Origin of the sequence: Cupriavidus sp. UYPR2.512, assembly GCF_000379565.1 — a bacterium.
In the GTDB taxonomy this organism is placed as follows: Bacteria; Pseudomonadota; Gammaproteobacteria; order Burkholderiales; family Burkholderiaceae; genus Cupriavidus.
Genome location: NZ_KB902852.1, coordinates 503,380 through 527,663, shown reverse-complemented (window position 1 = coordinate 527,663; position 24,284 = coordinate 503,380). Strand labels below are relative to the sequence as shown.

The 24,284-nt window shown below is 66.5% G+C and carries 25 protein-coding genes and 1 pseudogene; 12 read left to right on the top strand and 14 right to left on the bottom strand.

The window, feature by feature from the left end; genetic code table 11:
- Positions 1 to 304: 304 nt before the first annotated feature.
- Positions 305 to 1,081: pseudogene (locus tag A3A5_RS37550) on the bottom strand (MFS transporter); the annotation flags it as partial.
- Positions 1,082 to 1,174: 93 nt separating this feature from the next.
- Here A3A5_RS37550 and A3A5_RS0102375 point away from each other — a divergent pair.
- Complete coding sequence (locus tag A3A5_RS0102375) at positions 1,175 to 2,653, top strand: efflux transporter outer membrane subunit (RefSeq protein WP_026200367.1); 1,479 nt, start codon at positions 1,175 to 1,177, stop codon at positions 2,651 to 2,653.
- 15 nt (positions 2,654 to 2,668) lie between these two features.
- On the opposite strand, the gene A3A5_RS0102370 is transcribed toward A3A5_RS0102375, so the two are convergent.
- The 3 genes from A3A5_RS0102370 to A3A5_RS0102360 all read right to left on the bottom strand — a co-directional run bounded on the left by A3A5_RS0102370 (position 2,669) and on the right by A3A5_RS0102360 (position 5,537).
- Entirely contained in the window at positions 2,669 to 3,940 is a 1,272-nt protein-coding gene (locus tag A3A5_RS0102370; protein ID WP_018309062.1) for an ATP-binding protein, read from the bottom strand.
- A 29-nt stretch (positions 3,941 to 3,969) separates the two neighbouring features.
- Positions 3,970 to 4,713 carry a response regulator gene (locus A3A5_RS0102365; protein ID WP_018309061.1) on the bottom strand — a complete coding sequence of 248 codons (744 nt, stop codon included), beginning with the start codon at positions 4,711 to 4,713 and terminating at the stop codon, positions 3,970 to 3,972.
- A gap of 113 nt (positions 4,714 to 4,826) precedes the next feature.
- A complete protein-coding gene (locus A3A5_RS0102360) occupies positions 4,827 to 5,537 on the bottom strand; it encodes an SDR family NAD(P)-dependent oxidoreductase (protein ID WP_018309060.1) in 711 nt (236 codons plus the stop codon).
- A gap of 288 nt (positions 5,538 to 5,825) precedes the next feature.
- Between A3A5_RS0102360 and A3A5_RS0102355 the strand changes: the two genes are divergently transcribed.
- On the top strand, positions 5,826 to 6,737 hold the full coding sequence (locus A3A5_RS0102355; RefSeq protein WP_018309059.1) for a LysR family transcriptional regulator: 912 nt from the start codon (positions 5,826 to 5,828) through the stop codon (positions 6,735 to 6,737).
- An 18-nt stretch (positions 6,738 to 6,755) separates the two neighbouring features.
- Here the strand turns inward: A3A5_RS0102355 and A3A5_RS0102350 are convergent, their stop codons facing one another.
- Positions 6,756 to 7,220, bottom strand: a complete 465-nt coding sequence (locus A3A5_RS0102350) for a RidA family protein (RefSeq protein ID WP_018309058.1) — start codon at positions 7,218 to 7,220, stop codon at positions 6,756 to 6,758.
- Between the two features lie 150 nt (positions 7,221 to 7,370).
- On the bottom strand, positions 7,371 to 8,321 hold the full coding sequence (locus A3A5_RS0102345; RefSeq protein ID WP_018309057.1) for a GlxA family transcriptional regulator: 951 nt from the start codon (positions 8,319 to 8,321) through the stop codon (positions 7,371 to 7,373).
- Positions 8,322 to 8,491: 170 nt separating this feature from the next.
- On the opposite strand from A3A5_RS0102345, the gene A3A5_RS0102340 reads away from it, so the two are divergent.
- Complete coding sequence (locus tag A3A5_RS0102340) at positions 8,492 to 9,295, top strand: SDR family oxidoreductase (protein WP_018309056.1); 804 nt, start codon at positions 8,492 to 8,494, stop codon at positions 9,293 to 9,295.
- Between the two features lie 193 nt (positions 9,296 to 9,488).
- Here A3A5_RS0102340 and A3A5_RS0102335 read toward each other — a convergent pair whose 3' ends face one another.
- From A3A5_RS0102335 to A3A5_RS0102300, 8 genes are all read right to left on the bottom strand, one after another.
- On the bottom strand, positions 9,489 to 10,523 hold the full coding sequence (locus A3A5_RS0102335; RefSeq protein ID WP_018309055.1) for a LacI family DNA-binding transcriptional regulator: 1,035 nt from the start codon (positions 10,521 to 10,523) through the stop codon (positions 9,489 to 9,491).
- A 92-nt stretch (positions 10,524 to 10,615) separates the two neighbouring features.
- The gene (locus tag A3A5_RS0102330; RefSeq protein ID WP_018309054.1) at positions 10,616 to 11,599 is read right to left on the bottom strand and encodes a tripartite tricarboxylate transporter substrate binding protein; all 984 of its coding nucleotides are present in this window, start codon (positions 11,597 to 11,599) and stop codon (positions 10,616 to 10,618) included.
- 88 nt (positions 11,600 to 11,687) lie between these two features.
- A complete protein-coding gene (locus tag A3A5_RS0102325) occupies positions 11,688 to 12,791 on the bottom strand; it encodes a porin (RefSeq protein ID WP_026200364.1) in 1,104 nt (367 codons plus the stop codon).
- Between the two features lie 90 nt (positions 12,792 to 12,881).
- Complete coding sequence (locus tag A3A5_RS0102320; RefSeq protein WP_018309052.1) at positions 12,882 to 13,223, bottom strand: cupin domain-containing protein; 342 nt, start codon at positions 13,221 to 13,223, stop codon at positions 12,882 to 12,884.
- Positions 13,220 to 14,197: a zinc-binding alcohol dehydrogenase family protein gene (locus A3A5_RS0102315; RefSeq protein WP_018309051.1), complete on the bottom strand. Its 978-nt coding sequence runs from the start codon at positions 14,195 to 14,197 to the stop codon at positions 13,220 to 13,222. The genes A3A5_RS0102320 and A3A5_RS0102315 overlap by 4 nt, the downstream gene beginning before the upstream one ends.
- A 41-nt stretch (positions 14,198 to 14,238) precedes the next feature.
- Positions 14,239 to 15,123 (bottom strand): 3-keto-5-aminohexanoate cleavage protein, encoded by an 885-nt coding sequence (locus A3A5_RS0102310; RefSeq protein WP_018309050.1) that lies wholly within the window; start codon positions 15,121 to 15,123, stop codon positions 14,239 to 14,241.
- Positions 15,124 to 15,174: 51 nt separating this feature from the next.
- On the bottom strand, positions 15,175 to 15,924 hold the full coding sequence (locus A3A5_RS0102305; RefSeq protein WP_026200363.1) for an SDR family NAD(P)-dependent oxidoreductase: 750 nt from the start codon (positions 15,922 to 15,924) through the stop codon (positions 15,175 to 15,177).
- 42 nt (positions 15,925 to 15,966) lie between these two features.
- The gene (locus A3A5_RS0102300; protein ID WP_018309048.1) at positions 15,967 to 16,902 is read right to left on the bottom strand and encodes a dioxygenase; all 936 of its coding nucleotides are present in this window, start codon (positions 16,900 to 16,902) and stop codon (positions 15,967 to 15,969) included.
- A gap of 412 nt (positions 16,903 to 17,314) precedes the next feature.
- Here A3A5_RS0102300 and A3A5_RS0102290 point away from each other — a divergent pair, with 412 nt between their 5' ends.
- The 9 genes from A3A5_RS0102290 (at position 17,315) to A3A5_RS0102250 (ending at position 24,280) form a co-directional block, all read left to right on the top strand.
- Entirely contained in the window at positions 17,315 to 17,626 is a 312-nt protein-coding gene (locus A3A5_RS0102290; RefSeq protein ID WP_018309046.1) for a hypothetical protein, read from the top strand.
- Positions 17,627 to 17,659: 33 nt separating this feature from the next.
- On the top strand, positions 17,660 to 18,079 hold the full coding sequence (locus A3A5_RS0102285) for an organic hydroperoxide resistance protein (RefSeq protein WP_026200362.1): 420 nt from the start codon (positions 17,660 to 17,662) through the stop codon (positions 18,077 to 18,079).
- A 188-nt stretch (positions 18,080 to 18,267) separates the two neighbouring features.
- Entirely contained in the window at positions 18,268 to 19,323 is a 1,056-nt protein-coding gene (locus tag A3A5_RS0102280; RefSeq protein WP_081623794.1) for a LacI family DNA-binding transcriptional regulator, read from the top strand.
- A gap of 246 nt (positions 19,324 to 19,569) precedes the next feature.
- The gene (locus A3A5_RS0102275; RefSeq protein WP_018309043.1) at positions 19,570 to 20,373 is read left to right on the top strand and encodes a transporter substrate-binding domain-containing protein; all 804 of its coding nucleotides are present in this window, start codon (positions 19,570 to 19,572) and stop codon (positions 20,371 to 20,373) included.
- Between the two features lie 54 nt (positions 20,374 to 20,427).
- Positions 20,428 to 21,186 carry an amino acid ABC transporter permease gene (locus A3A5_RS0102270; protein ID WP_018309042.1) on the top strand — a complete coding sequence of 253 codons (759 nt, stop codon included), beginning with the start codon at positions 20,428 to 20,430 and terminating at the stop codon, positions 21,184 to 21,186.
- Positions 21,183 to 21,833 (top strand): amino acid ABC transporter permease, encoded by a 651-nt coding sequence (locus tag A3A5_RS0102265; protein WP_018309041.1) that lies wholly within the window; start codon positions 21,183 to 21,185, stop codon positions 21,831 to 21,833. Before A3A5_RS0102270 ends, A3A5_RS0102265 begins: the two co-directional genes overlap by 4 nt.
- Positions 21,820 to 22,554, top strand: a complete 735-nt coding sequence (locus tag A3A5_RS0102260) for an amino acid ABC transporter ATP-binding protein (protein ID WP_018309040.1) — start codon at positions 21,820 to 21,822, stop codon at positions 22,552 to 22,554. The genes A3A5_RS0102265 and A3A5_RS0102260 overlap by 14 nt, the downstream gene beginning before the upstream one ends.
- Positions 22,551 to 23,339 carry a sugar phosphate isomerase/epimerase gene (locus tag A3A5_RS0102255; RefSeq protein WP_051108471.1) on the top strand — a complete coding sequence of 263 codons (789 nt, stop codon included), beginning with the start codon at positions 22,551 to 22,553 and terminating at the stop codon, positions 23,337 to 23,339. The genes A3A5_RS0102260 and A3A5_RS0102255 overlap by 4 nt, the downstream gene beginning before the upstream one ends.
- A complete protein-coding gene (locus tag A3A5_RS0102250) occupies positions 23,336 to 24,280 on the top strand; it encodes a sugar kinase (RefSeq protein WP_018309038.1) in 945 nt (314 codons plus the stop codon). Before A3A5_RS0102255 ends, A3A5_RS0102250 begins: the two co-directional genes overlap by 4 nt.
- Positions 24,281 to 24,284: the final 4 nt, after the last annotated feature.

Genomic DNA, 24,284 nt, shown 5'->3' with positions numbered 1-24,284 from the left:
CATGTGTCGGATTTCAGGGGATTTGTATCGCTGTGTATTGATCCGCGATTGCGACATACGAGAATACAAAGCAGCCCGGCTGAAGGACTCGCACGCCAGTCAATCGGACTCTCCCAGCAGCACGACTTGAGGCATTGGCCTGCTACCCGCATCTGGAAGATTGCAATACGCATTCGCTGCACGAGCGCACGCTACACCGTTGTCGCGCGGGCGCTCCCCCGCATACGCCACCGAGGCGCTCCCCGCGATCAGCGCGACAGACAGGAGCCGCTTGCACAGACTGATTTTCACGGTCGTTCCTTCATCAATGCGCGTCTGCCGACGGACCCTTCGGCGCTCCAACCTTGCGCATCAGCGGCACCATGGCGGTGGCGATCGCGAAGCACACCAGGATCAGCAGGAAGATGTCGCCAAAGGTCTGGGTCTGCGCCTCGCGCCAGGCCAGTCCCCACAATTGCCTGAGGGCCGCGGTCTGCGCATCGAGGGCATCGTGCCCGGCCGCGACGAACTGGTCGCTGAACCCTTGCAACAGGTTGCCCATGGCTTCATTGCGGATGTTCAGGTGCTCTGCCTCGCGCAGGAAGTGCATATTGCCGCGGTTGTTGAGCACGGTTGCACAGGCCGCGATGCCGATGGCCCCGCCCAGGTTGCGCATCAGGTTGAACAGCCCGGACGCAAGCTTGAGCCGCGCCGGCGGCAGGCTGCCCAGGGTCAGTGTCACCGTGGGCGCCACCGCGAACTGCTGGGCCATGCCGCGCAACGCCTGCGGCAGCAGCAGCTGCGCCGCGCCCCAGTCGTGCGTGATGGGCGCGAAGTACCACATCGACACCGCGAACAGCCCCAGGCCGATCATCATCAGCCAGCGCAGGTCGACCCGATTGGCCAGGAAGGCATAGAGCGGGATCGACGCCATCTGGAACACACCGGTGGAAAACACCGCTAGCCCGATATCCAGTGCGCTGAAGCCGCGCACGCGCCCCAGGAACAGCGGGGTCAGGTAGATGGTGGCAAAGATGCCGATGCCGGTGACAAAGGAGAAGAAGCAGCCAAGCGCGAAGTTCCGGTCCTTGAGCGCGCGCAGTCAATTTGAAAGTTAGTCTAGAGTAGTCACTATCATCATGCAAGTTAGTTTTTTTGCTTGTGCTGCATTCGTTGCTTCTGAAAGGTTTCCGTCATGCCGCAGAGTCCATCCCATCCCCCGCGCCGGCGTACCCGCGCTGGGTTCGCCCGCCTCCTCCCCACCCTGCTCGCGGCTGGCGTCGGGGCCAGCCTGGCTGCCTGCGCGGCTGGCCCCGACTACCACATGCCGGCCTCGGACATGCCTGCGGCCTATCCGCACGCAGCGGCGCTGGACGCCCGGGACGCGGCCCAGCCGGCGCCGTCACTGGACAGCTGGTGGCTGGGCTTTGACGATCGCGCGCTGACGCGCGTCATCCGGCGCGCGCTGGAGCAGAACCTGGACCTGGCGGCGGCGATTGCGCGGGTCGACCAGGCCCGCGCCGCGGCCAGCCATGCCGGCGCCGAACTGCTGCCGCAGGCATCGTTGTCCGGCAGCGTGGCCAGGCAGCGCCAGTCGCTGGAAGGGCCTTTGGGCAGCCTCGGCAAGAACGCGCCGGGCTTTGACCGCAACAAGACGCTGTACAACGCGGGGGTGGGGGCCAGCTGGGAGATCGACGTGGCCGGTGGCCTGCGGCGCGGCGCCGAGGTCGCCAGCGCGGAGGCCCAGGCCGCGGAAGCCGAGCACATGGGCGTGCGCGTGCTGGTAGCCGCCGAAGCGGCCGATGCCTACTTCCGCGTGCGCGGCGCGCAGCAGCGCATCGCCATCGCGCAACAGCAGGTGCGGACCAATGCAAAACTGCTCGAACTGGTGCAGCTGCGGCTGGCCGATGGCATCGGCGCCGAGCGGGAACGGGCCCAGGCGGAAGCACAGCTGGCACAGACTCGCGTGACCATCCCGCCCCTGCAGATCGAGCTGGAGACACAACTGAACCGGCTTGACGTACTGATGGGCGCGCATCCGGGCACCTATGCCGCTGAGCTCCTCACGCCGACCGAGCGCACCGCCGTGCCGCAGATCGCCTCGGCACAAGGTCCGGCCAACCTGCTGCAACGCCGCCCGGACGTGATTGCCGCGGTGCGCCGGCTGGCGGCATCCAGTGCCCGCATCGGCGTGGCCACTGCCGAGTACTACCCGAAGCTGTCGTTGTCAGCGCTGCTCGGCTTCGAGAGCCTCTCCGCCGGCAAGCTGTTCACCGCATCCGCCTTCCAGCCCGCCGCGATCGCGGGACTGCGCTGGCGGCTGTTCGACTTCGGCCGGGTGGATGCCGAAGTGGCGCAGGCCAGGGGCGCCAACGCCGAAGCCCTGGCCACCTACCGCAAGGCCATGCTGCGCGCCACCGAGGACGTGGAAAACGCGATCATTACGCTGACCCAGCTGGAGTTGCAGGGCAAGGAGCTGACCGTGGAAGTGGCTGCCCACGCGCGCGCGCGCGGCGCCGCCGAAGACGCCTACAAGGGCGGCGCGGTCAGCCTGTTCGAAGTGCTGGAGGAGGACCGCCTGCTGCTGGCGGCGCGCGACCAGCAGGCACGTGTGCGCGCCGACAATGCCCGCGCGGCGGTGGCAACGTTCCGTGCGCTGGGGGGTGGCTGGTAACGAGCGGGTGGCGGCTCAACCCACCCTGAGCCGCGCCTCCAGGCCACCGCCCTCGCGATTGCGCAGCGTCAGTGAGCCGCCGATCGCCAGCGCAAGCTGGTGAGCAATCGCCAGGCCCAGGCCGGTGCCGCCGGTCTCCCGGTTGCGCGATGCCTCAAGCCGGACAAACGGCTGCAGCACGGACTCGAGCTGCTCTGCCGGGATGCCGGGCCCGCGGTCCAGCACGCTGATGATCACCGCACCGCCGTCCTCGCGGTGCACGTTCAGCTCCGCCGCCCCGCCGAACTTGAGGGCGTTGTCGGTCAGGTTGGTCAGGATGCGGCGCAAGGCGTGCGGGCGCGTCTCGAGGGTGCCGCCGGCACGCTGCAGGATGGTGACGGCCTTGCCGGTGTCCTGGTAGTCGTAGACCAGGCTATCGACGAACGACCCGATGTCGATCCGCGACGGCGTCTCGCCATCGCCATGCATGGCGCGCGCATAGGCCAGCCCCTCCTTCACCAGCGTCTCGATCTCGGTGAGGTCTTGCACCAGCTTGCGCTTGTCTTCAGAGTCTTCCGTCATTTCGGCGCGCAGCTTCATCCGCGTGATCGGCGTCTGCAGATCGTGGGAGATCGCGGCCAGGATCTGCACTCGCTCCTCGACAAAGCGGGCAATGCGCTCGCGCATGGCATTGAATGCGCGCGCGGCACGTACCAGTTCGGTGGGCCCGGTCTCGCCCAGCGGCTGGGTGCTGGCATTCGGGTCGAGCGCGTCGGCGGCGTTGGCCAACGCCACCAGGGGACGAATCGACAGCCGCACCGCGAGCCAGCAACACAGGATCAGAAGCACCAACTGGATCACCAGCACATAGGGCAGCCATCGGGCAACCGGCGCCGGCTTCGGGTGCACGTCGATCGTCAGCGGGCTGCCATCGCTGAGCGTCAGGTGTGCCTGCATGCGCTTGCCCTGGCCGGGGATCGACTCGACCTTGACCGGAAACCGGCCACCGCTCGCCTCCATGATCCGGTCGGCGACTTCCTTGGCCTGCGTGCTCATCTCCGGCACGCCGGGCAGGCCTGGCCCCAGGATGTATTGATAGTTGCCGCGATTCACATATCTCAGCCACTGCGGGCGCTCTTGAGCGGGTACGCGGTCCAGGATTGCGATCGACGTGGAAACGTCCGTTTCCAGCGTGCCAAGCATGACCGTGCGGGCGGTGAGGTAGCGCTCTGAAAACAGCACGCCGAACGACAGCAGATGCGCGATGATCAGTCCCGCCAGCAGGATCAGGAACAGCCGCGAGCCCATCGTACGGGGCCAGGGCAAGGCACGGAGACTCACTGGCGTGCCTCCCGGATCTCCACGGGCGTCGAGAAGACATAGCCCTCGCTGCGCACGGTCTTGATGTAGCGGGGCTCGCGCGCATCGTCCTTGAGGTGCTGGCGCAAGCGGCTGACCAGCAGGTCGATCGAGCGTTCGAACATTTCCGCTTCGCGGCCCTGCGTGAGGCTGAGCAGCTGGTCGCGGTTAAGCACGCGCTGCGGATGGTCGACAAAGACGCGCAGCAGGCGGTATTCCGCGCCGCTCAGCGCGACGATGACGCCATCCTGGTCAATCAGGTGGCGGGCGGTGGTGTCCAGCTGCCAGTCGCCAAAAGCAAGCAGCTGCCCGGCCTCGGTGATCTGCAGGTTGGGCGGAAGCATCCGGGTCCGCCGCAGCACCGCCTTGATGCGGGCCAGCAGCTCGCGTGCGGCGAAAGGCTTGGCAAGATAGTCGTCGGCGCCCATTTCCAGGCCGACGATGCGGTCGGTCTCGTCGCTGCGCGCGGTCAGCATCAGCACCGGGGTGGCCTTGTGCTTGCCCGCCCGCAGTTCACGGCACAGCACCAGGCCATCGTCGCCCGGCATCATCACATCCAGCACGATCAGGTCGACGTTGTTGACGTCCAGGAACGAGCGCATGTGCCGCCCGTCCGGCGCCACGGTAACGCGCAAGCCGTTCTTGGTGAGATAGGTGGAGACCAGTTCACGGATTTCGCGGTCGTCATCCACGATCAGGATGTGGTCGGTGTGTGCGTCCATCGGTGTCACCTTGGCATATTGATTGAAAACCGCCAGGCGCGGCGCCGGGCACCGAAAGATTAACGCAATACGGCGCGACGGGTATTCCCCCATCGCGCCGCGGGTGCGTCCGCTCAATGCCCTGCGCTCTGGCCGCCGTCTACATGCAGGATCTCGCCGGTGACAAACGGTGCGCTGTCGAGATACAGGACAGCATCGACGATATCGCGCATCTCGCCCATATGACCCACGGGGTGCAGCGCGCTCAGCCCCGCATGGGTTTCGGGCGGATGCATCGGCGACTTGATGATGCCGGGCGAGACAGCATTCGCGCGGATGCCGGTCTTGGCGTACTCGATGGCCAGCGACTTGGTCGCGGCGTTCAGCCCCCCCTTGGTCAGCGAGGCCAGCACCGACGGCACCCCGCTGATCGCATGGTCGACCAGGCTGGTCGTGATGCTGACCACGTGGCCGCTGCGGTGCTTCTCCATTTCGGCGATGGCCAGCTGCGTGATATGGAAGAAGCCCGTCAGGTTAATGCCGGTGGCGGCCGCGTAGTCCTCGTCGGTATAGCTGGTGAACGGCTTGGCGATGAAGATGCCGGCGTTGTTGACCAGGGTGTCGATGCGCCCGAACCTTGCCACGGCCTCGGCGATGACGCGGCGCGCCGTGGACGGATCGGCAATATCGCCGGCGACTGCCAGGATGTCCTGGTCGTCCGACGGCTTGATGGTGCGCGCGGTGGCGACAACGCGATGGCCACGTTCCCGGAACGCCTTGACCAGTTCAGCGCCAATGCCTTGCGATGCGCCCGTGATGACAACGACTTTCTGTGCTGCGCTCATTTTCTTGAACCTCGATGTAGATGGAATCGGCTTGCTTGCCGGTCGGGCCGGCGGCTCCGATGGGTTCCAATCTAGGCAATTCCCTTTCGCATTCGAAGACCTCGGCGGCACAAACAGTCTTGCGCCACAAGCACAAATAGAGGGGACGAATCCTCCGGCGCCCATGGCACACGCCGCCTTGCGGTCACTTCGGCGCCGCCCACGGCCCGGACATCGACATCTGCCAGTGGCGCACATATGATGGATACATCGCTTGACCCGGTGCGGCCTGCAGTCGCAAGCAAAGAAATGAAACGGCAATTCGATGACCTTCAGCTTGGCAGCATCGAGCTGTTCTGCCTGGCCGCCGAGCTGGGTAGCTTCACCGCGGCGGCAGTGGCCGCGGGCGTGACACCGCCCGCAGTCAGCCGCACTGTGCAAAGGCTGGAAGAGCGCCTGGGGGTGCGGCTCTTCGTGCGGACCACGCGGCAGATCCGCCTGACCGACGAAGGACGGGTGTATTTCGAGCAGAGCCGCGGCGCACTGGCGCAGCTGGTGGACGCGGAGCGCCAGATCAGCGGCCAGCAGGCTGCCCCTGCGGGGCGCCTGCGGATCAGCCTGCCGACCCCCTACGCGCACTATCGCGTGCTGCCAGTGCTGCCGGCATTCCGCGAGCGCTACCCCGAAGTCGAGATCGAAGTGCACATCAGCAACCGCAATGTGGACTTCGCCGATGACACCTATGACCTGTCGGTGCGCGGGCGTGCGCCGGATGATTCGAACCTGATCGCGCGCAAGCTGGAAGACGCTGAGCTGGTGGTGGTGGCAACGCCTGGCTATCTGCGGCGTGCCGGCACGCCGCAGTCATTGGAAGACCTGCTCAGGCATGAGTGCATCCAGTTCGAGCGCCCTAGCAGCGGCCGGCGGATCCCATGGACGTTCCAGGTCAACGGCGAGGACACGGATATCGTGACCGCCGGCGCGTATGCGGCGTCAGAAGACATCCTGGGCGGGGCCACGCTGGTGCGCGCCGGCGCGGGCCTGTTCCAGACCTACCGCTTCGTCGTGGAACAGGACCTGCGCGACGGCACGCTGGTGGAGGTGCTGAAGGACTACGGCGGCAGTACGCGCCCCTTTGTGCTGCTATACCCGTCCGCGCGCCACGTCTCGCGCCGGGTACGGGCGTTCGTCGACTTCCTGGTCGAGAAATTCTCAGCGTAACGGCACACGCCGCGCTGCTTATGCAGGCCGGATCTGGGCAATGACCACGAGGATCACGGCCGCATTCGCCGGCTGCTGGAAGTGCGAGGAAATGGTTCGCGCGTGGCCGGCCTTCTCTGCCAGCACCTCGCCAAACAGGTCCGAGGCACCGTCGAGCACCGCGGGCTGCCCGAACCAGCCGGGCGCGCTGGCGATGTGCCCGTCGACGCGGACGATGTGGTCCAGGCGCTCGAAGCCACCCAGATAGGCATGGATCTGCGCCAGCACGTTGAGCGCCGCCAGCTCGGCGGCACGCTTGCCCTGCCCGACATCCAGGTCCTTGCCGACCTGGCCTTGCCAGACCACCTTGCCATCCTGCAAGGGCAACTGCCCGGAGATGAACAGCAGATCGCCGGCCTGGCTGACCGCGGTATAGCTGCCGAGGGGCTGCGGGGGCTGCGGCAGCACCAGGCCGCGCGCTGCGAGTCGTTCTTGCACAGACATACTGGCTCCAGTCAGGTGGGGGTCACGCGACCAACTCTATGTGCTCGCCGGCCTGGGAGAAAGGCATGGCGCGGAACAGGAATTGGTACCTGGAGTAACAAGTCGCATGCCCGGCATGGCTTGCATGCGTCTGTATCAGCTCGGCCGCCCCTACGCAGTCTGCAATTCGTCGCCGCGCGCCATGCGCCGGATCGCCTGCGGCGGTTGGCCGAACGCCCGCAGGAACGCACGCCGCATGCGCTCGCGGTCACCGAAGCCGGTATCCCGCGCGACCACATCGATGGCATGGCGCCCGCTTTCCATCATCAGCCTGGCCGCCTCCACGCGCAGGTGCTCCACGGCCTTGGCGGGGGTCTGCCCGGTCTCGTCACGAAATGCGCGCGCGAACTGCCGCGGGCTCAGGTGCGCCGCATCCGCCAGTTGTTCCACCGAAAGCTCCTGTTGCAGGTTCTGCCGCGCGAAATCCAGCGCGGCACGAATGCGGTCCGAGCGGGGCTCCAGGTCCAGCAATGCCGAGAATTGCGACTGCCCGCCGGCGCGCCGGTGATACACGACCAGTGACTTCGCCACATCGCGCGCAACCGCCCCACCGGCGTCTTTCTCCACCAGCGCCAGCGCCAGGTCGATGCAGGCCGACATCCCGGCCGAGGTCCAGACCGGGCCATCGATGATGAAGATGCGGTCCTCTTCCACGCCGACGTTCGGAAAGCGCCGCCGCAACTGCTCGGCGTAGTACCAGTGCGTGGTGGCGCGGCGGCCATCCAGTACCCCGGCCTCCGCCAGGTTGAAGGCGCCGGTGCAGGTGGCGCCGATGCGCCGCGAAGTCCGCGCCGCACGTTGCAGGAACTTCACCAGCGCGGGCGCCGTGGGCAGCACGTCGTTGTCTCCCACCACCAGCACGGTATCGAAGCGGCGCCTGCCGAACGGCTCCGTGCTGACGAAAAAGCCACCGGAACTCAACACGGGTCCGCCATGCTCGGACAGCAGGTGGACCTGGTACAGCGGCTCTCCAAGTGAGCGATTGGCGAACTCCAGCACCGTCGAGACCGCTAGGTTCAGCACCTGGAATCCGGGATACAGGGCAAGGGCCACGTGATGCATGTCGGTCTCCTGAGGGCAGCAATAAAAATCTTGCCTTCGATGGCAGAAAAGGTGGCATCTATGACATTGGTGTCATCGCCATTGTGCTCCTAATCTTGGTTTCACGCAGCCGGCCGATCCGGGCCGACCGCCACGAATACTCTCTCCCTCACTGAATCCGGAGCTTTGACATGACCATGCACAACCATCCCGGCACCGCCCTCATCACCGGTGCTTCTTCCGGCATTGGCGCCATCTATGCGGAGCGCCTGGCGCGCAGGGGCCACGACCTGATCCTGGTGGCGCGCAACCGCACGCGGCTGGAAGCACTGGCCCGCCGCATTACCGACGATACCGGCCGCTCGGTCGAGATCGTGACCGCGGACCTTGGCCAGGCCGCCGAGGTACGACGCATCGAAGAGATCCTGCGCACGGATGCAAGCATCACCACACTGGTCAACAACGCCGGCTTCGGCGGCGCTGCACCGCTGCTGGAATCGGATGTCGACACCATGCAGGCAATGATCGAGCTCAACGTCACGGCCCTGACACGGCTCACCTACGCCGCCGCCCCGGCCTTCGTCGCGCGCGGCGAGGGCACGATCATCAATATCGCCTCGGTCGTGGCGGTCGCGCCCGAGGTCCTGAACGGTGTCTACGGCGGCTCCAAGGCGTTTGTGCTGGCCTTTACCCAGTCACTGCAGCATGAGCTTGCCGGCAAGGGCGTGCGCATCCAGGCAGTCCTGCCGGGGGCCACCCGCACCGAGTTCTGGGACACCGCCGGCCAGCCGGTCGAGAACCTGCCGCAATCGATGGTCATGGGCGGCGACGACCTGGTCGACGCGGCCCTGGCAGGGCTGGACCAGGGCGAGGTGATGACCGTGCCGTCGTTGCCCGACGTGGCCGACTGGAACGCGTTCGAGGCAGCACGCGCCGCGCTCGGCCCCAATCTTTCGCGTGACCAGCCCGCTGCCCGGTACGGCGTTGCCCGGTAACTGACGGCTCGCGGACGCGCGCGGCCTCAGCACCACCTTCCCCCGGGCGCGCGGTATCCGGAAATCGCTCCGGCCGCCGCGCGCCTCCTCCTTGCCACCTGCGCCAGCAGCCGCCTCCGCTGATCCGGCCCGGCGCGCGCAGCCGATCCCTACCCGGACGGCGCCCATGCCTGACAGCCGGCATGGGCCTCGGCTATTGCGCTGCGCGCGGCGCAGCCGTGGAACCCCGCACGATCAGTTGCGGCGTCAGTTGCACGGTGACGGCATCGGAGGCTGGCTTGTCGATCTTCCTGAGCAGGAGCCGGGCGGCCTCCTCGCCCATTTCGTGGACGGCAATGCGCACGGTGGTCAGCGGCGGCGTCAGGGCGTCGGCAAACGGCATGTCGTTGTGGCCCACGACCGAGACGTCCTCGGGACAACGCATGCCGCGCTCGCGCAGGAAGTCGTAGCAGCCCATCGCCACCAGGTCATTGCCGGCGGCGATGGCGGTCATCTGCGGGAATGCCGCGAAGAGCTGCTCGCAAGCGAGCCGGCCGGCTTCACGCGAATAGCTGGCGGCTTCCATGACTTGCCATTCGCCGCGGCGCAGGCGGTGGCGCTTTACCGCCTGAAGGAAGCCCTCGCGACGCAGGAAGCCGGTCGACAGCGTGGCTGGCCCGGCAATATGCCCGATGCGGCGATGGCCCAGGCCGACCAGGTGGTCAACCGTCTGCCGCATGGCCAGCAGGTTGTCGCTCACCACGCAGGACACCCGGCCCGTGTCTTCGCCTCGGTTGACCGTGACCACGGGGATATGCTGCTTGAGGCAGTAGGCGAGTATCGGATCGTCCCGTTCCGCGGTGGCGAGCACCAGTCCTTCGACTTGCCGGCCGATCATCTGGTCGATGACAAAACGCTGCCGGCTTTTGTCGGTACCGGCATTGACCACGATCGGCACGTAGCCTTGCTGCGCCAGCACGGATTCAATCCCGGCCAGGATGGGCGGAAACACCGGGTTGGAGATATCGGGCAGCACCACGCCCACCAGTCCCGAACGCTGGGTGCGCAACCCCGCCGCGATGCGGTTGGGGCGGAAGCCGCGGGCCTCGGCAAGCTCCAGGATGCGGGCCGCCACGTCCTCAGCCACCAGGTGCCGCGTGGCCGGGTTCATCACTCGCGAGACGGTCGAGTAATGCACGTCGATCTCGGCAGCCAGGTCTTTCAGGGTGAGGCGCTTGCGCTCGGGCATGACGGCAGTTGGCGGGGCGGCAGCCCGGGGAGAGTCGGAATACGCCATTCTAAGCCAGCCCCACGCCGTCGCCGCACGCCTGCGGACTACCGCTACTGCCCCGCTTTCACGCCGGATTGCCTGACCACCGGCGCCAGCTTGCCGATCTCCGCCTGGATATAGGCAGCAAACTCCTGCGGCGACGAGCGCTTTGACTCCGCGCCCTGGGCGGCCAGGCGCTCGCGCACATCCGGCGCGGCCAATGCCTTGCCGATCTCGGCATTGAGCGCATCGACGATTTCCTTCGGGGTGCCGGCGGGCGCCAGCACGCCGAACCAGGAGTCGAACGCGTAGCCGGGGAAGCCGGACTCCGCCACCGTGGGAATCTCCGGCAGCGCACTGGCGCGTCTGGCCGTGGTGACCGCCAGCGCCCGCAGCTTGCCCTGCCTGACGAACGGCATGGCCGATACGCTGGGCGCAAACATCATGTCGCCCCGGCCAGCCATGACGTCGGTCAGCGCTTCGCCCGTGCCCTTGTACGGGATATGGACGATGTCGATGCCGGCCTGCATCTTGAACATCTCACCGCTCAGGTGGGTGGAGCTGCCGGAACCTGCCGAGTCGAAATTCAGCTCACCCGGCGTCGCCCTGGCGGCGTTGACGACGTCCCGCACCGACTTGTACTTGCTGGCGGCATTGACCACCAGCACGTTGGGGACCGTGGCCACCAGCGAGACCGGTGCGAAGTCCTTCACCGTGTCATACGAGAGCCTGGGATACAGCGTGGCGTTGATGGCATGCCCGACCGACACCAGGATCAGCGTGTAGCCGTCCGGCGCCGCCTTGGCCACGCCGGTGGCGCCCAGGGTGCCGCCGGCGCCGGGGCGGTTGTCGACGATCACCTGGTAGGTGCCGCCCTCGCCCATCTTGCTGCCGATGATGCGCGCCAGGATATCGGTGGCGCTGCCCGCCGAGAACGGCACCACCAGCCGGATCGGCTTGCTGGGATATTGCGGTTGCGCGTGGGCGGCGGGTGCTGCCGCCAGCATGAGCGATGACGCCAGCGCCAGCACGGTGCCTTGGATGGATCGAATCATTCTGTGTCTCCTCACTTCAGAAGCGAGCGCGGGCCACCGCGCATCACCGTTGAATGCGGCGCGCCCATGCCGGGCGTGCCGCCCTGCCTCAGAAGAAGTGCCGCATGCCGAGCGCGACCGTCTGCGGGTCTGAACCCGCGCTCACGCCCAGTTCATTGATGGCAAAGTCGTAGATCGCATTGCGCTTGTTGTTGATGCGGCTGTAGTACGCATACAGCGCGGTGCGCTTGGACAGCGGATAGTCGTAGCCGACCGTGACCTGCGTGGCACCCGTTTCCGCGCCGCTGCGGAAGAAGCCCACCGTCTCGGTCGCATTGCCCGCGCCATTGCTGGCAAGGCCAAAGCCGACGCGCACGCTGCCCGGCCCGAGCTTCTGCACCAGCGAGGCGTAGTACCCGTTGCGGGTCAGGTCGCCGGTCGCGGTGCGGTAGTGGAGCCGTTCATAGAGCAGCGCCACGGTGGTGGTCGGGAACTTGTACGAGACCCCCGCCTTCATCGCGTCATCGTTGCGGCCGGCGGTCTGGTAGTGCTGGTGGACTTCATAGGCCAGCGCCACGTTGAGCGGGCCGTTGTCGTAGGCCGCCGAGAACGAATACAAGCCGGGATTGCGCGGTACGGTGGTCTTCTCCTCGTTCACGCCCCACGCCGCGGCGCCGCTGAAGCCGGCGAACGACGGCGTCTTGTAGACGATGATGTTCTTCTGCCGGCGGTCGAACGAGCTGGTGTCCTGGACGTTGTCGGAACTGGACGTGGAGCCGTTGCCGATCAGCGCCATATAGCCGGCAGTGGTCGGATAGTATGGGTCGTAGGCCAGCGTCGATTCGGTGTATGGGGTCTGCCAGTGCCCCAGGAACAGCGTGCCGGCATCTCCCTGCAGCCCCACCCGCGTATTGCGCCCGGCCACCTGGCCCTGGCCGGTATCGAGCGAGAAATTGCTTTCGATCTGCCAGATGGCTTTCAGGCTGCCGCCCAGGCCTTCTTCGCCGCGCATGCCGAAGACCGAGCGGTTGTTGGTCAGGCGCCCCACGCCGCCAAGGCGGGTGCCGTCGGTGGCTGTGTTGGCATAGGAATACTCCAGTGCCGTATTGATGCGCCCGTACAGGGTCACGGCTGACTGCGCGCAGGCCTCGCCGCCACAGGCTGCGGCCATGGCCAGCATGAGCAGATGGCTACGCCTTCTGATGGATTTCATTTGCTTTGTCTCCCCTGGTTTGTCGTGGTTGTTGTGGGCGGGCCGTCTGCTCCGCTGCCATGCAATCGTTTGCAGTTCGCCCCGAAAATATCAGTCCTTCGGATACGGCATCGCCAGCAGCAGCAGCGCCGGCCGATTGCCCGGGTTCGACACCTGCCGCGCCTCACCCGGCGCCAGGCGCACGGAATCGAACTGGCCCAGCGTCACGCGCTCGTCGGGCGTGGCGATGCAGACTTCACCTTCCAGCACCACGTAGTGCTTTTCCACCGGCGCGGCATCCATCGACGTATGGCCGCCCGGCAGCAGCACCGAGACCGCCATCCACAAGGCTTCGGACGGCCCCGCTTCATGTCCTTGCAGCCGCAGGCAATGCATGCCTTCGTGGTTGGCCGGGAAGTAGGCCGGCGCCTGTGCGAACCGGGTCGTGTTCATGGCTTGAGCACCACGCGTTCGGTTGCGCCCTGCAGGACTGCCCGGTAGGCCTCCTTGGCGTTGGAAAGCGAATAGGTGTAGTCGGAGAGCACCGGAAACGGCCGCAGCGCACCCGAGGCAAACATCGGTGCGAGCTGGTCAAGGATGCCCGCGCAGGCGTTGCTGTCCAGCGCAAGGGTGTCGACGCCCACATAGGTGTGCTGGCCACGATAGAAAGCGAAGATGTCGAACGGCACCGGCTTCTCGATGGTCGAGATGAAGATCTGCGCCGCGCCGATCGCCATGGCCTGGTTGGCCTGTTCGAAGTAGGGGCTCCCCACCGTGTTGTAGACGATGTCCGCACCGTGCCCGTCGGTCTCTTCGCGCACCACCGCGGCGATGGATTCCCCGCTGGCATCGATCATGCGCACGTCGCCGCTGGCATGGCCGCGATAGGCTTGCGCAGTGCGCTCCACGGCAAAAACGCGCGCGCCGAGCGCAGTGGCAATCTGGATCGTTGCCTGTCCCACCTTGCCGTTGCCGCCACACACCAGCACGGTGCTGCCAGCCTGCGGCATGCCCGCGCGGCGCAGCCCTTCATAGGCGGTGATGAACGGCACCCCCACGGCGCCGGCTTCCAGCAGCGACACCGACGCCGGCTTGGCGCGCACGGCGCTGGCCTGGATGCGCAGATACTTGCCATGCGTGCCATCGCGGCGGATGCCGAGCTCGCCGCCGCTGCCCCAGACCTGCTGGCCCAGCAGTTCGGAGGGACCATCGACCACCAGGCCTGCATAGTCGCGGCCTGGCGTGCGCGGCCAGACCGCATGCGGCATCAGGCCAAGCGTTGCCTTCACGTCGCTCGGGTTCACGCCGGCGCTGGCCACTTCGATGATGACCTGCCCCTGCGCCGCTTGCGGGCGCGGCACGCCGAGCAGCTCCAGTTGCAGGACATCGATATTGGCGGCTTTCTCGCTGACTCGAATGGTGTTCATGGTAATTCCTTCCTGAAATGTTTAGTTCTGTATGGCCGGGATCAGGCCTCGCGCAGGCCAAGCGTGCGCCGGGCCTCGGCGGACGAGGCAATCTCGCCGCCGAGCGACCTGACGATGTCGCGCGCCTTGGCGACCAGCGCCGCGTTGCCTGGCGCCAGCACGCCCTTCTCCAGATAGATGTTGTCTTCCATGCCGACGCGCACGTGTCCGCCTGCGAGCCATGCCTGGGCCACGATCGGGAACTCCGCGCGGCCGATGCCGAATGCCGACCAGTGGGCGCCGGCGGGCAGCATGTTGCGCGCGTAGAAGATGGTTTCCGGCGTGGGCGCAAAGCCGTACTTCACGCCCAGCACGAAGGTCCACAGGCCGGGGCCGTCCAGCACGCCTTCACGGATGAAGTCGAGCGCCATGTTGAGGTCGCCGGAATCGAAGATCTCCAGCTCGGGCATGACGCCGGCCGCGCGGATCACGCCGGCCATCTTGCGCACGTTGGCGGGCGTGTTGATGACCACGTCGCCGCCGGAGTTCATGGTGTTCAGGTCGAGCGAGCAGACGTCCGGGCGCAGCGCCGCGATGTGTTCGACGCGCTTGGCGGGATGCAGCAGCGTGGTGCCCGGCGCGGCCACCCGCGGCTCATCCTCGCTCGGCACGAAGCGGCCACCGGGTCCGGTGGTGAGGTTGATGATCAGCGAGCGGTTGCGTTTGCGGATGCGGTCGATGACATCGGCGTAGTAGTCGAGCGACATCGACGGCCGCCCCGTTTCAGGGTCGCGCACGTGGATGTGGGCGGCGGCTGCGCCGGCCTCGGCGGCTTCCAGCGCGGCGTCGGCAATCTGGGCCGGCGTGACCGGCAAGCCGGGGTGCTGCTCCGGGGTGACGATATTGCCGGTCACCGCGCAGGTGATGATGGTCTTACGTGCGTGCATGAGCGAAGGTCAGTGATGGAAATGCGATTGGGCAGACATGGAGGGCCTGGCCTATCCAAGCTGGCGGCCGCCGTCCACGACGATGGTGGTGCCAGTGGCAAAGCGCAGTGAGGTCGCGCAGGCCGCGATCGCATCGGCCACGTCCTGTGCCTGGCCGACGCGCTTGAGCGGCGTCGCCTTGGCGGCGCGCTCGTTGAAACCGCTGTCGCGTCCCGGCACGAAGGCGGTATCAACCACGCCCGGTGAAACGTTCAGCACGCGGATATGCGGCGCCAGCGCACGCCCGAGCGACATCGCCATGATATCGAGCCCGGCCTTGGCAGCGCAGTACGCAACGTTGCTGCCCTGCCCCGTACGGCCGGCGATGGACCCGACATTGACCACCAGCCCGTCGCCATTGGCGCGCAGGTGCGGCGCGAACGCACGGATCGCAGCAAACTGCCCGCGCCAGTTGACGGCAAACAGTTCATCGATCAGCGCATCGTCCAGGGCGTCGAGGTCGGCGTGCGGAATCGCCCGCGTAAAGCCTGCGGTGTTCACCAGGATATCGACGCGGCCGTAGTGGTGGCTGACCTCGTCGGCCAGCGCGCGCAGCGAGGCGCTGTCGGCAATCTCGGCCACGGCGGCAAGATGGTTGCCGGCCGGCAAGGCCGCCGCGGCACTGGCCGCCTTGTCGGCGTCGCGCCCGGTCAGCACGACGCTTGCGCCAAGGCGCGCCAGCGTTTCACCGGCGGCAAAGCCGATCGCGCCGGTGCCGCCAAGGATCACGGCGACCTTGCCGGAAAGAGAAGTAGCACTCATGGTTTCAGTGTGGGAATGGGTCAGGGGAAGTCGATCCGGCCGTCAGTCGATCGGCGGCTTCGGGAAGGTCTGCTCGCCAGGCTCCAGCGTGAAATCGAACGCCAGCGTGTAGAACGGCGCCGGCACATCGCCCCACGGGCTGGGGCCTTGGTGATGCAGCCGGAGATCGCCAACCAGTTGCCGATGCACGCCGAACGTGACATCGGATTCCAGCTTGTCCGGCGTGTCGGCAAACACCTGGGTGACGAGCGTCCGGTAGCCCGGCGCCGCGACGATGAAATGGATATGCGCCGGCCGGTACGGATGGCGCTGCTGCGCGGCCAGTAATGTGCCTACCGGGCCGTGGGTCGGCACCGGATAGCCGGCAGGCCGCACCGTGCGAAAGTGATAGCCACCGCTTTCATCGGTATGGAAGCAGCCGCGCAGGTTGCGGTCGGGCTGCGTCGGATCCTGGTTGTCATACAGCCCCACCGGCGACGCCTGCCAGATCTCGACCAGCGCGCCAGGCAGCGGCGTGCCATCGGTCGCGCGCACGGTGCCGCTGACCAGCAACGGCAAGCCCGGCGCGTCGTCCTGCACGACGCAGTCACCGCAGTCATAACGCGGCGCGTTGGCGCGATAGAACGGGCCGAGCAGGGCGCCGGGCGTGCGCCCGTCCCTGGTGCTGTTGTTCATGGCGGTCACCAGCGTCGACAGCCCCAGCACGTCGGCAGCCAGGACAACCTCGTTGTGTTTGGCATTGGTCGCATGGCCGAGACTGGCGATATACCCCAGGGCCAGCTCGAATTCCTCGTCGGACAGCCGCACCTCGGACAGGAACCCGTGGAGGTGCCGCACCAGCGAATCCATGACGAAACGCAGGCGGGGATTGGTGGTATTGGCCATGGCCGCCTGGACCACGCCTGTCACCGAGTGTTCGTCCTCGATCAGCGCCAGACGCTCGCCTTGTGGCGCCTGCCGCTCGCTGGAAGTTTCCATGTTTTATCTCCTTTGCAAACGTTTGCATTATCGGCGGTTCCGACGGATGGTCAAGGTCGAAGTTGGTCACCGCCACGACTTGCAACGGCTTCCGTTCAACCAGAATCACAATCAAAACAAGGGGGTACGGAGGAATTTCAGGAGAAACCCTAGGTGCATGCAGAGGCGCAGAATGTGGCGCATAGGCCTGTCCGAGTCCCTGCCGATGCGGCTCCCCATCCTTTCGCGCATGAGTTTGTACCCGTCTGTATCACGCAGCCGCAACGATACGTGTTCCGACAGAGACACCCCTCACGCGCTACGGGCCAGATACATCGATCGCCTTAAATGCATTCCGTGGCCCGGCGGCGAACCTCAACGAAGCCAGTCCCTGCCGCGCAATACCGAACCCAGACCTTTAAGGAAGACGATCATGACTACCCACAACATCGCCAAGCGTTTTGTCTTCGCCATCGCCCTGGTTGCCGCCGCTGCCGGTGCGCAGGCCGCCGCACTGTCCCAGGCGGGCGCGCGAGACCCGTTCACCGACGGTGCCCGCTCCGTGCAAGAGGCACGCAGCCCATACAGCGACGGCGCGCGTGCCATCGACCCGTTCACGGACGGTGCGCGCAACGTGGATCCGTACTACGACGGCGCGCGCACCCTGTCCGGCCTGGACCGCACCGGCGTTTCGGCGGACCCGGCGCGCAGTGTCGACCCCTATCTTGACGGCGCCTACGCCTGAACCCCAACTCTCTGAATGACCAAGGAACGCATCATGACCCGTATCGAAAAAGTGCTGTACACCGGCAAAGTCCACATCACCTCAGGCGGACGCGACGGCCAAGCCCATAGCGATGACGGCCGGCTGAACCTTCAACTGTCCTCGCCGGGCACCAAAGGCCCGGGCACGAACCCGGAGCAATTGCTCGCAGCGGGATGGTCGGCGTGCTTTATTGGCGCGATCGGGCTGGCCGCCGGCAAGATGAAAGTGAAGCTGCCGGCCGAGCTTTCGGTCGACGCCGAAGTTGATCTGGGCAGCGCTGGCGAGGCCTATTTGCTGCAGGCCCGGCTCAATGTCCACATCCCCGGCATCGAACCTGAAGTGGCCCAGGCACTGGTGGATACCGCGCACCGGACCTGCCCGTACTCGAAGGCCCTGCACGGCAGCATCCACGTCGAAACCAAGCTGGTCTGACGCACGCTGTGACCTGCCCTGATGCAACTGGGCAGGTCATCTTCCGGAACCAAAACGCACCATCTGTCCGGCGCAGTCGCGTCCCATGCGACGTTCTAACGTTTGCGCGCATAGAGACTCGGAAGCTGGCAAATCCCGACATGCCCGAGGCATAATCGTGAAACTGGTTTCATCAAGACCCGAACGCTATGCCGCGCCCTGTTACCCGACCTGTGTCCGACCTGAAACCCGCAGAGAAACTCACCATCCAGGACGTTGCCGACTATGCGGGCGTCTCCAAGGCAACCGTGTCGCGCTACCTGAACCGCGGCGGCGAGCAGTTGTCCGCGGACGTAGAGGCGCGCGTGGCCGCGGCCATCCGCGCGCTCGGCTATAGCCCCAGCCCGATGGCGCAGGGGCTCAAGCGCGGCAAGTCGCGCCTGATCGGGCTGGTGGTCGCGGATGTCTCTAATTCGTTCTCGGTGGCCGTGCTGCGCGGCGTTGAGAAGGCCTGTCGCGACGCCGGCTATATGGTGATGCTGTTCAACCTCGGCAATGACGAGCAGCTTGAGCGCGAGGCCATTCGCTCGCTGTCGGCCTACCGGGTCGAGGGCTTTATCCTGCACACGCTGGGCCACGATGCCGGCGCCCTGGCCGATGCGGCGCAGTTGGGCAAGCCCGTGGTACTGGTCGACCGCAAAGTCGGCGATGCCGAAGTCGACCTGGTGGCCCTGGACAACCTGACAGCCGTGCAGGAAGCCGCCGGCCACCTGGTCGAAGCCGGCTATCGGCACCTGCTGTTCATCAGCGAGCCGATCAAGGCTATCAGCTCGCGCAACGAGCGGGCGCGCGCGTTCCAGGCCTTTGTCGCCGAACACGCGGACACGGTTGACGGGACCGTTTTTGAAGCCCAGAGGGGTGATGACGATGCCCTGGATGAAGCGCTCCGCGCCCTGCGCCGTGGCGCCGGACAGGCACCCGTTGCCGTGCTGGCGGCCAACGCCGTGATCTCGCTGCGCGTGGCCGCGTCAGCCGCCAGACTGGGGTGGCAACTTGGCGCCGACCTGGGCCTGATCGGTTTCGATGATCCGGAATGGGCTGCATTGGTTGGTCCTGGCCTCAGCGCCATTTCCCAGCCCACCGACGATATCGGGCGCGTCGCCACCAACTGCCTGATCGAGCGCCTGCAAGGCACGCAACTGCCGCCGCGCCGGGTGCTGTTGCCCGGCACCCTGGTCACGCGCGGATCCACCCGCCGAGCCTGACTGCCGAGCCCTTCCCCACCGGCGTCCGCCGTGCCCGCCTGATCCACGGCTGCACCCGCTTCGCACGGCCAGCGGGTGCATGACGTTCCGGCTTCCGCATCCGCCCAAACTCGCTTCTTGCCCGTAAGGGTTTCCACTGCTGGATCTCTGAAACCGGTTTCCTATAATCCTGAAACCGGTTTCAAGACGGTGCTTGCCGAACGCTGCGACGCCAGCGACACACCCATATACGTGCAGGAGACATTGATGAACGTCCAACCCTTGTTGCGCCGCGTAGCCGCGCCCGTGCTGACTCTGCTGGTCCTGGCCAGCGCCGCTTTCACCGCCCAGGCGCAGACCGTCGCCGAGATCGTCAAGAAGGGCAAGGTCACCATTGGCGTGGTGACCGGTGCCCCGCCCTTCGGCACCACCGACGCCACCGGCAAACCCGCCGGCTATGACGTCGACGTGGCCAACCTGCTGGGCAAGTACCTGGGCCTGCCGGTCGATATCGTTCCGCTCACCTCGCCCAGCCGGATTCCGGCGCTGGAGGCCGGCAAGGTCGATTTCCTGGTCGCGACGCTGGCGCCGACGCCAGAGCGGGCGCGGGCCATCATGTTCAGCGCGCCATATAGCGCGTTCGAGCTGACCATCTTTGCGCCCACCGCTGCCAGGTACGCCAGGCTGACGGAACTCGGCAAGAAGAAGGTGGGCGTGACGCGCGGCACCACGCAGGACTCCGCGCTGACCCGGCTCGCCGTGCCCGGCATGAATATCGTCCGCTTCGAGGACGATGCCACCTGCGCGCAGGCGCTGATCAGCAATCAGGTCGAGGCCATTGCCCTGCCCAACACCACCGGCAACGAGATCATGAAGGCACGCGGCGCCGGCAAGTTCGACGCCAAGTTCGCGTTCTCGGTGCAGCCGAATTCGATGGCCGTGCGCCGCGACGCCTTCGAACTGCGCCAGTGGCTCAACACCACCATCGCCTACGTCAAGCTCAATGGCGAACTCGACGCCATAGCGCAGAAGTGGACCGGCAAGGCGCTGCCCGCGCTGCAAGCGTTCTGAACCAGGCCGACTGAGGTTGCGCGCCGGCGCCAGCCGGCGTGCCAGGAGACCCGCATGCACTACCAATTCGAATGGACGCCGGTGCTGTCGCAGCTGGACCGCTTCGCGGAAGGCGCGGCGATGACGCTGGCGCTCAGCTTCGGCTCGATCCTGCTTGGCACCGTGGTCGGCACCGCCGGCGCGATTGCCGCCGCTTTTGGCGGGCCCTGGCTACAGCGCGCCACCAGGGCATACGTCGAAGCCATCCGCAACACGCCCTTCCTGATCCAGCTCTTCATCATCTTCTTCGGCTTGCCGACCGTGGGCCTGCAGATCGATGCCGTCACCGCCGCTGTGATTGCGATGACCGTCAATCTCGGCGCCTACTCGACGGAAATCATCCGGGCGGGCCTGCAGGCGGTGCACCGTTCGCAGCTTGAAGCCGCCGCCGCGCTGGGCATGACACGCTGGCAACTGATCCGCCACGTCGCGCTGGTGCCGGCCTTCGAGAAGGTCTATCCGGCCCTGACCAGCCAGTTCACGCTGATGATGCTGACCTCGAGCGTGGTGTCGACGATCTCGGTGGAAGAGCTGACGGCGGTCGCCAGCCAGGTCGATTCGCAGACCTTCCGCACCTTCGAGAGCTACATCCTCGTCATGTTCATCTATATCGGCCTGGCACTGCTGCTGCGCGCCATGTTCGCCCTGATCGGCAATCTGGTATTCAAGCGGCGCCGCGTGGTGGCGCGCGCTCGAAAGCTGGCCCGCACGGCCCGGCTCGTGCCGCCGGCGCAAACGGAACTCACGGCCGCGGTTGCAGGGAGCGCGAAATGATCACCGAGTTCTCCTGGAATCATCTTGAAATCCTGCTGCTGGCGGCACGCTGGACACTGTGGGTAACCTTGCTCGCCTTCGTCGGCGGCACGTTCGCCGGTTTCCTGGTGGCGCTGGCGCGTACCTCCAGAAGCCCGCTGCTGCGCCTTGCCAGCACGCTCTATATCCAGGTCGTGCAAGGGACACCGGTGCTGATCGTGCTGTTCCTGAGCTACTACGGACTCTCCGTGCTCGGGCTCAAGCTGTCGCCGATGGTCGCCGCCATGCTGGCGATGTCGATCTACGCCAGTGCCTATCTTGGCGAGATCTGGCGCGGCTGCATCGAGGCCGTGCCCCAGGGGCAGTGGGAAGCCAGCGAAGCGCTCGCCCTCACCCGCTGGCAGCAACTGCGCTTTGTGGTGCTGCCGCAGGCCGTCAGGCTGGCCTTGCCGCCCACGGTGGGGTTCTCGGTCCAGCTGGTCAAGAATACCTCGATCACTTCCATCATCGGCGTCATCGAACTGACCCGCGCCGGCCAACTGATCAACAACGCGACCTTCCAGCCCTTCGCGGTCTTCGTCGTCGTCGCGCTTATCTACTTCGCGCTCTGCTTCCCGCTGTCGGCGGCGGCCCGGCGCATGGAAAGGAGGCTCCATGTCAATCGTTGAAGCACAAGGCGTGCACAAATCGTATGGCTCCGTCGAAGTCCTGAAGGGCGTTTCGTTTGCGATCGATCCGGGCCAAGTGGTCGCCATCATCGGCCGCAGCGGCTCCGGCAAAAGCACCATGCTGCGCTGCCTGAATGGCCTGGAGACGATCAACGCCGGCAATATCACCGTCGCCGGGCACAAGCTGGATCACGACCGCAAGCGCTTGCTCGACCTGCGCCGCGACGTGGGCATGGTGTTCCAGAGCTACAACCTGTTTCCGCACCTGACCGTGGGCCAGAACATCGCGCTGGCGCCATCCATCGTCAAGAAGCTGGCCGCAAGCAAGATCGGCGGCATCGTCGACCAGGTACTGACCCAGGTCGGCCTGCTGGACAAGAAGGACTGCTACCCCGAGCAGCTCTCGGGCGGCCAGCAGCAGCGCGTGGCCATCGCCCGTTCGCTGGCGATGGAGCCCAAGGTGATGCTGTTCGACGAGGTCACCTCCGCGCTCGACCCCGAGCTGACGGCGGAAGTGCTTCGGGTCATGGAAAGCCTGGCCGCCTCCGGCATGACCATGGTGCTGGTCACGCATGAGATGGAGTTCGCGCGCCGCATGGCGCATACCACCATCTTCATGCACCAGGGCAAGGTGCATGAGGCAGGGCCGTCGAAGGCGCTGTTCGCGCAGCCGCGGACGCCGGAGCTGCAGCAATTCCTCAGCGCGGGAGCACTGAAATGAGCCAGTGGCAAGCAGATGGTTCTTTGCGCCCGCCGGTGCTGATCTCGCTGACGGCCTATGGCGCCGACCTCGCCCTGCGCGACGGACAGGCTGCGCTGGCACGGATTGCCGCGGCCGCAGGCGCGGACGGCGTCGAGTTCCGCGGCGAACTCCAGCGCGGGCACAAGGATGAAGTCATTGAACAGCGCGAGGCCGCCGGGCAGCATGGACTGAGCGTGATCTGGTCCAGCCCGGAAGGCCTGTGGAATGATGCCGGCACCCTCGACGCCGCCGCGCTCGACCGTGCCTTCACGACCGCGCTGGCGCTCAATGCGACCCGGGTCAAGATGTCGCTTGGCGGCTATCGGGAAGGCACGGCGCTGGAAGCACTGCTCCCGTGGCTGCGGCACGACGGCATCGAACTCGTCGTGGAAAACGACCAGACTCCCCAAGCCGGCACCGTGCCGCCGCTGCGCGATTTCTTCGCGCGTACCAGGGCGCTCGGCAAGACCGTGCCGATGACCTTCGACATGGGCAACTGGCACTGGACCGGCGAAGACCCGCTCGACGCCGCGCAGATCCTCGGCGCCAACGTCGGCTACGTGCACTGCAAAGGCGTGCAGCGCACGCCCGCCAAATGGATCGCGGTGCCGCTTGACCAGTCGGCGGCGCCATGGCGCAGCATCTTGCGCCGCCTGCCCACGCAGGTTGCGCGTGCGATCGAATTTCCGCTGCAAGGCGACGACCTGGTGCAGGTCACGCGCCGGCATGTCGAACTGCTGCGTTCGGTGGAGGTCCCCGCATGAGCACCGATCTTGACGTGGTCACCCTGGGCGAGGCGATGCTGATGCTGGTCGCCGGCGAAGCCGGGCCGCTCGAAGGCGCGCAGACCTTCCACAAGCGCACCGCCGGTGCCGAGACCAACGTGGCCATCGGCCTGTCGCGCCTGGGCCTGAAGGTCGGATGGGCCAGCCGGCTGGGCGACGACTCGATGGCGCGCTACCTGCTCGGTGAAATGCAGCGCGAAGGCGTGGATTGCAGCCAGGTGGTGTGCGAGCCCGGCGAGCGCACCGGTTTCCAGTTCAAGGGCCGGGTCGATGACGGCAGCGATCCGCCCGTCGAATACCACCGCCGCGGCTCGGCGGCGAGCCGCATGCACCCGGAACACCTGGACGACCAGTGGCTGCGGCGCTCGCGGCACCTGCACGTCACCGGCGTGTTCCCCGCGCTGGCCGCAGGCACCCAGGCCGCCACGCGCCAGGCCATCGCCACCATGCGCACTGCCGGCCGCACGATCTCGTTCGATCCCAACCTGCGGCCCACGCTGTGGGCCACGCCCGAGTTGATGCGGGAGACGCTGAACGACCTCGCGCGGCAGTGCGACTGGGTGCTGCCCGGCATCGAAGAGGGCCGCTTCCTCACCGGCCATGCCGAGCCGGAACGCATTGCCGCCTTCTACCGAGCCCGCGGCGCCAGGCTGGTGGTGGTGAAGCTTGGTGCCGACGGCGCCTATTTCGATGGCGAAAGCGGCACCGGCCATGTCGAGGCATTCAGCGTCGAGCGTGTCGTCGACACCGTTGGCGCCGGCGATGGCTTTGCCGTGGGCGTGATCAGCGCGCTGCTGGAGGGCCGGCCGGTGAGCGACGCCGTCCGCCGCGGCGCATGGATCGGCGCGCGGGCGGTGCAGGTGCGGGGCGATACTGAAGGCCTGCCGACCCATGCCCAGCTGGCGGCCGCCAGTTTGTGAAGCC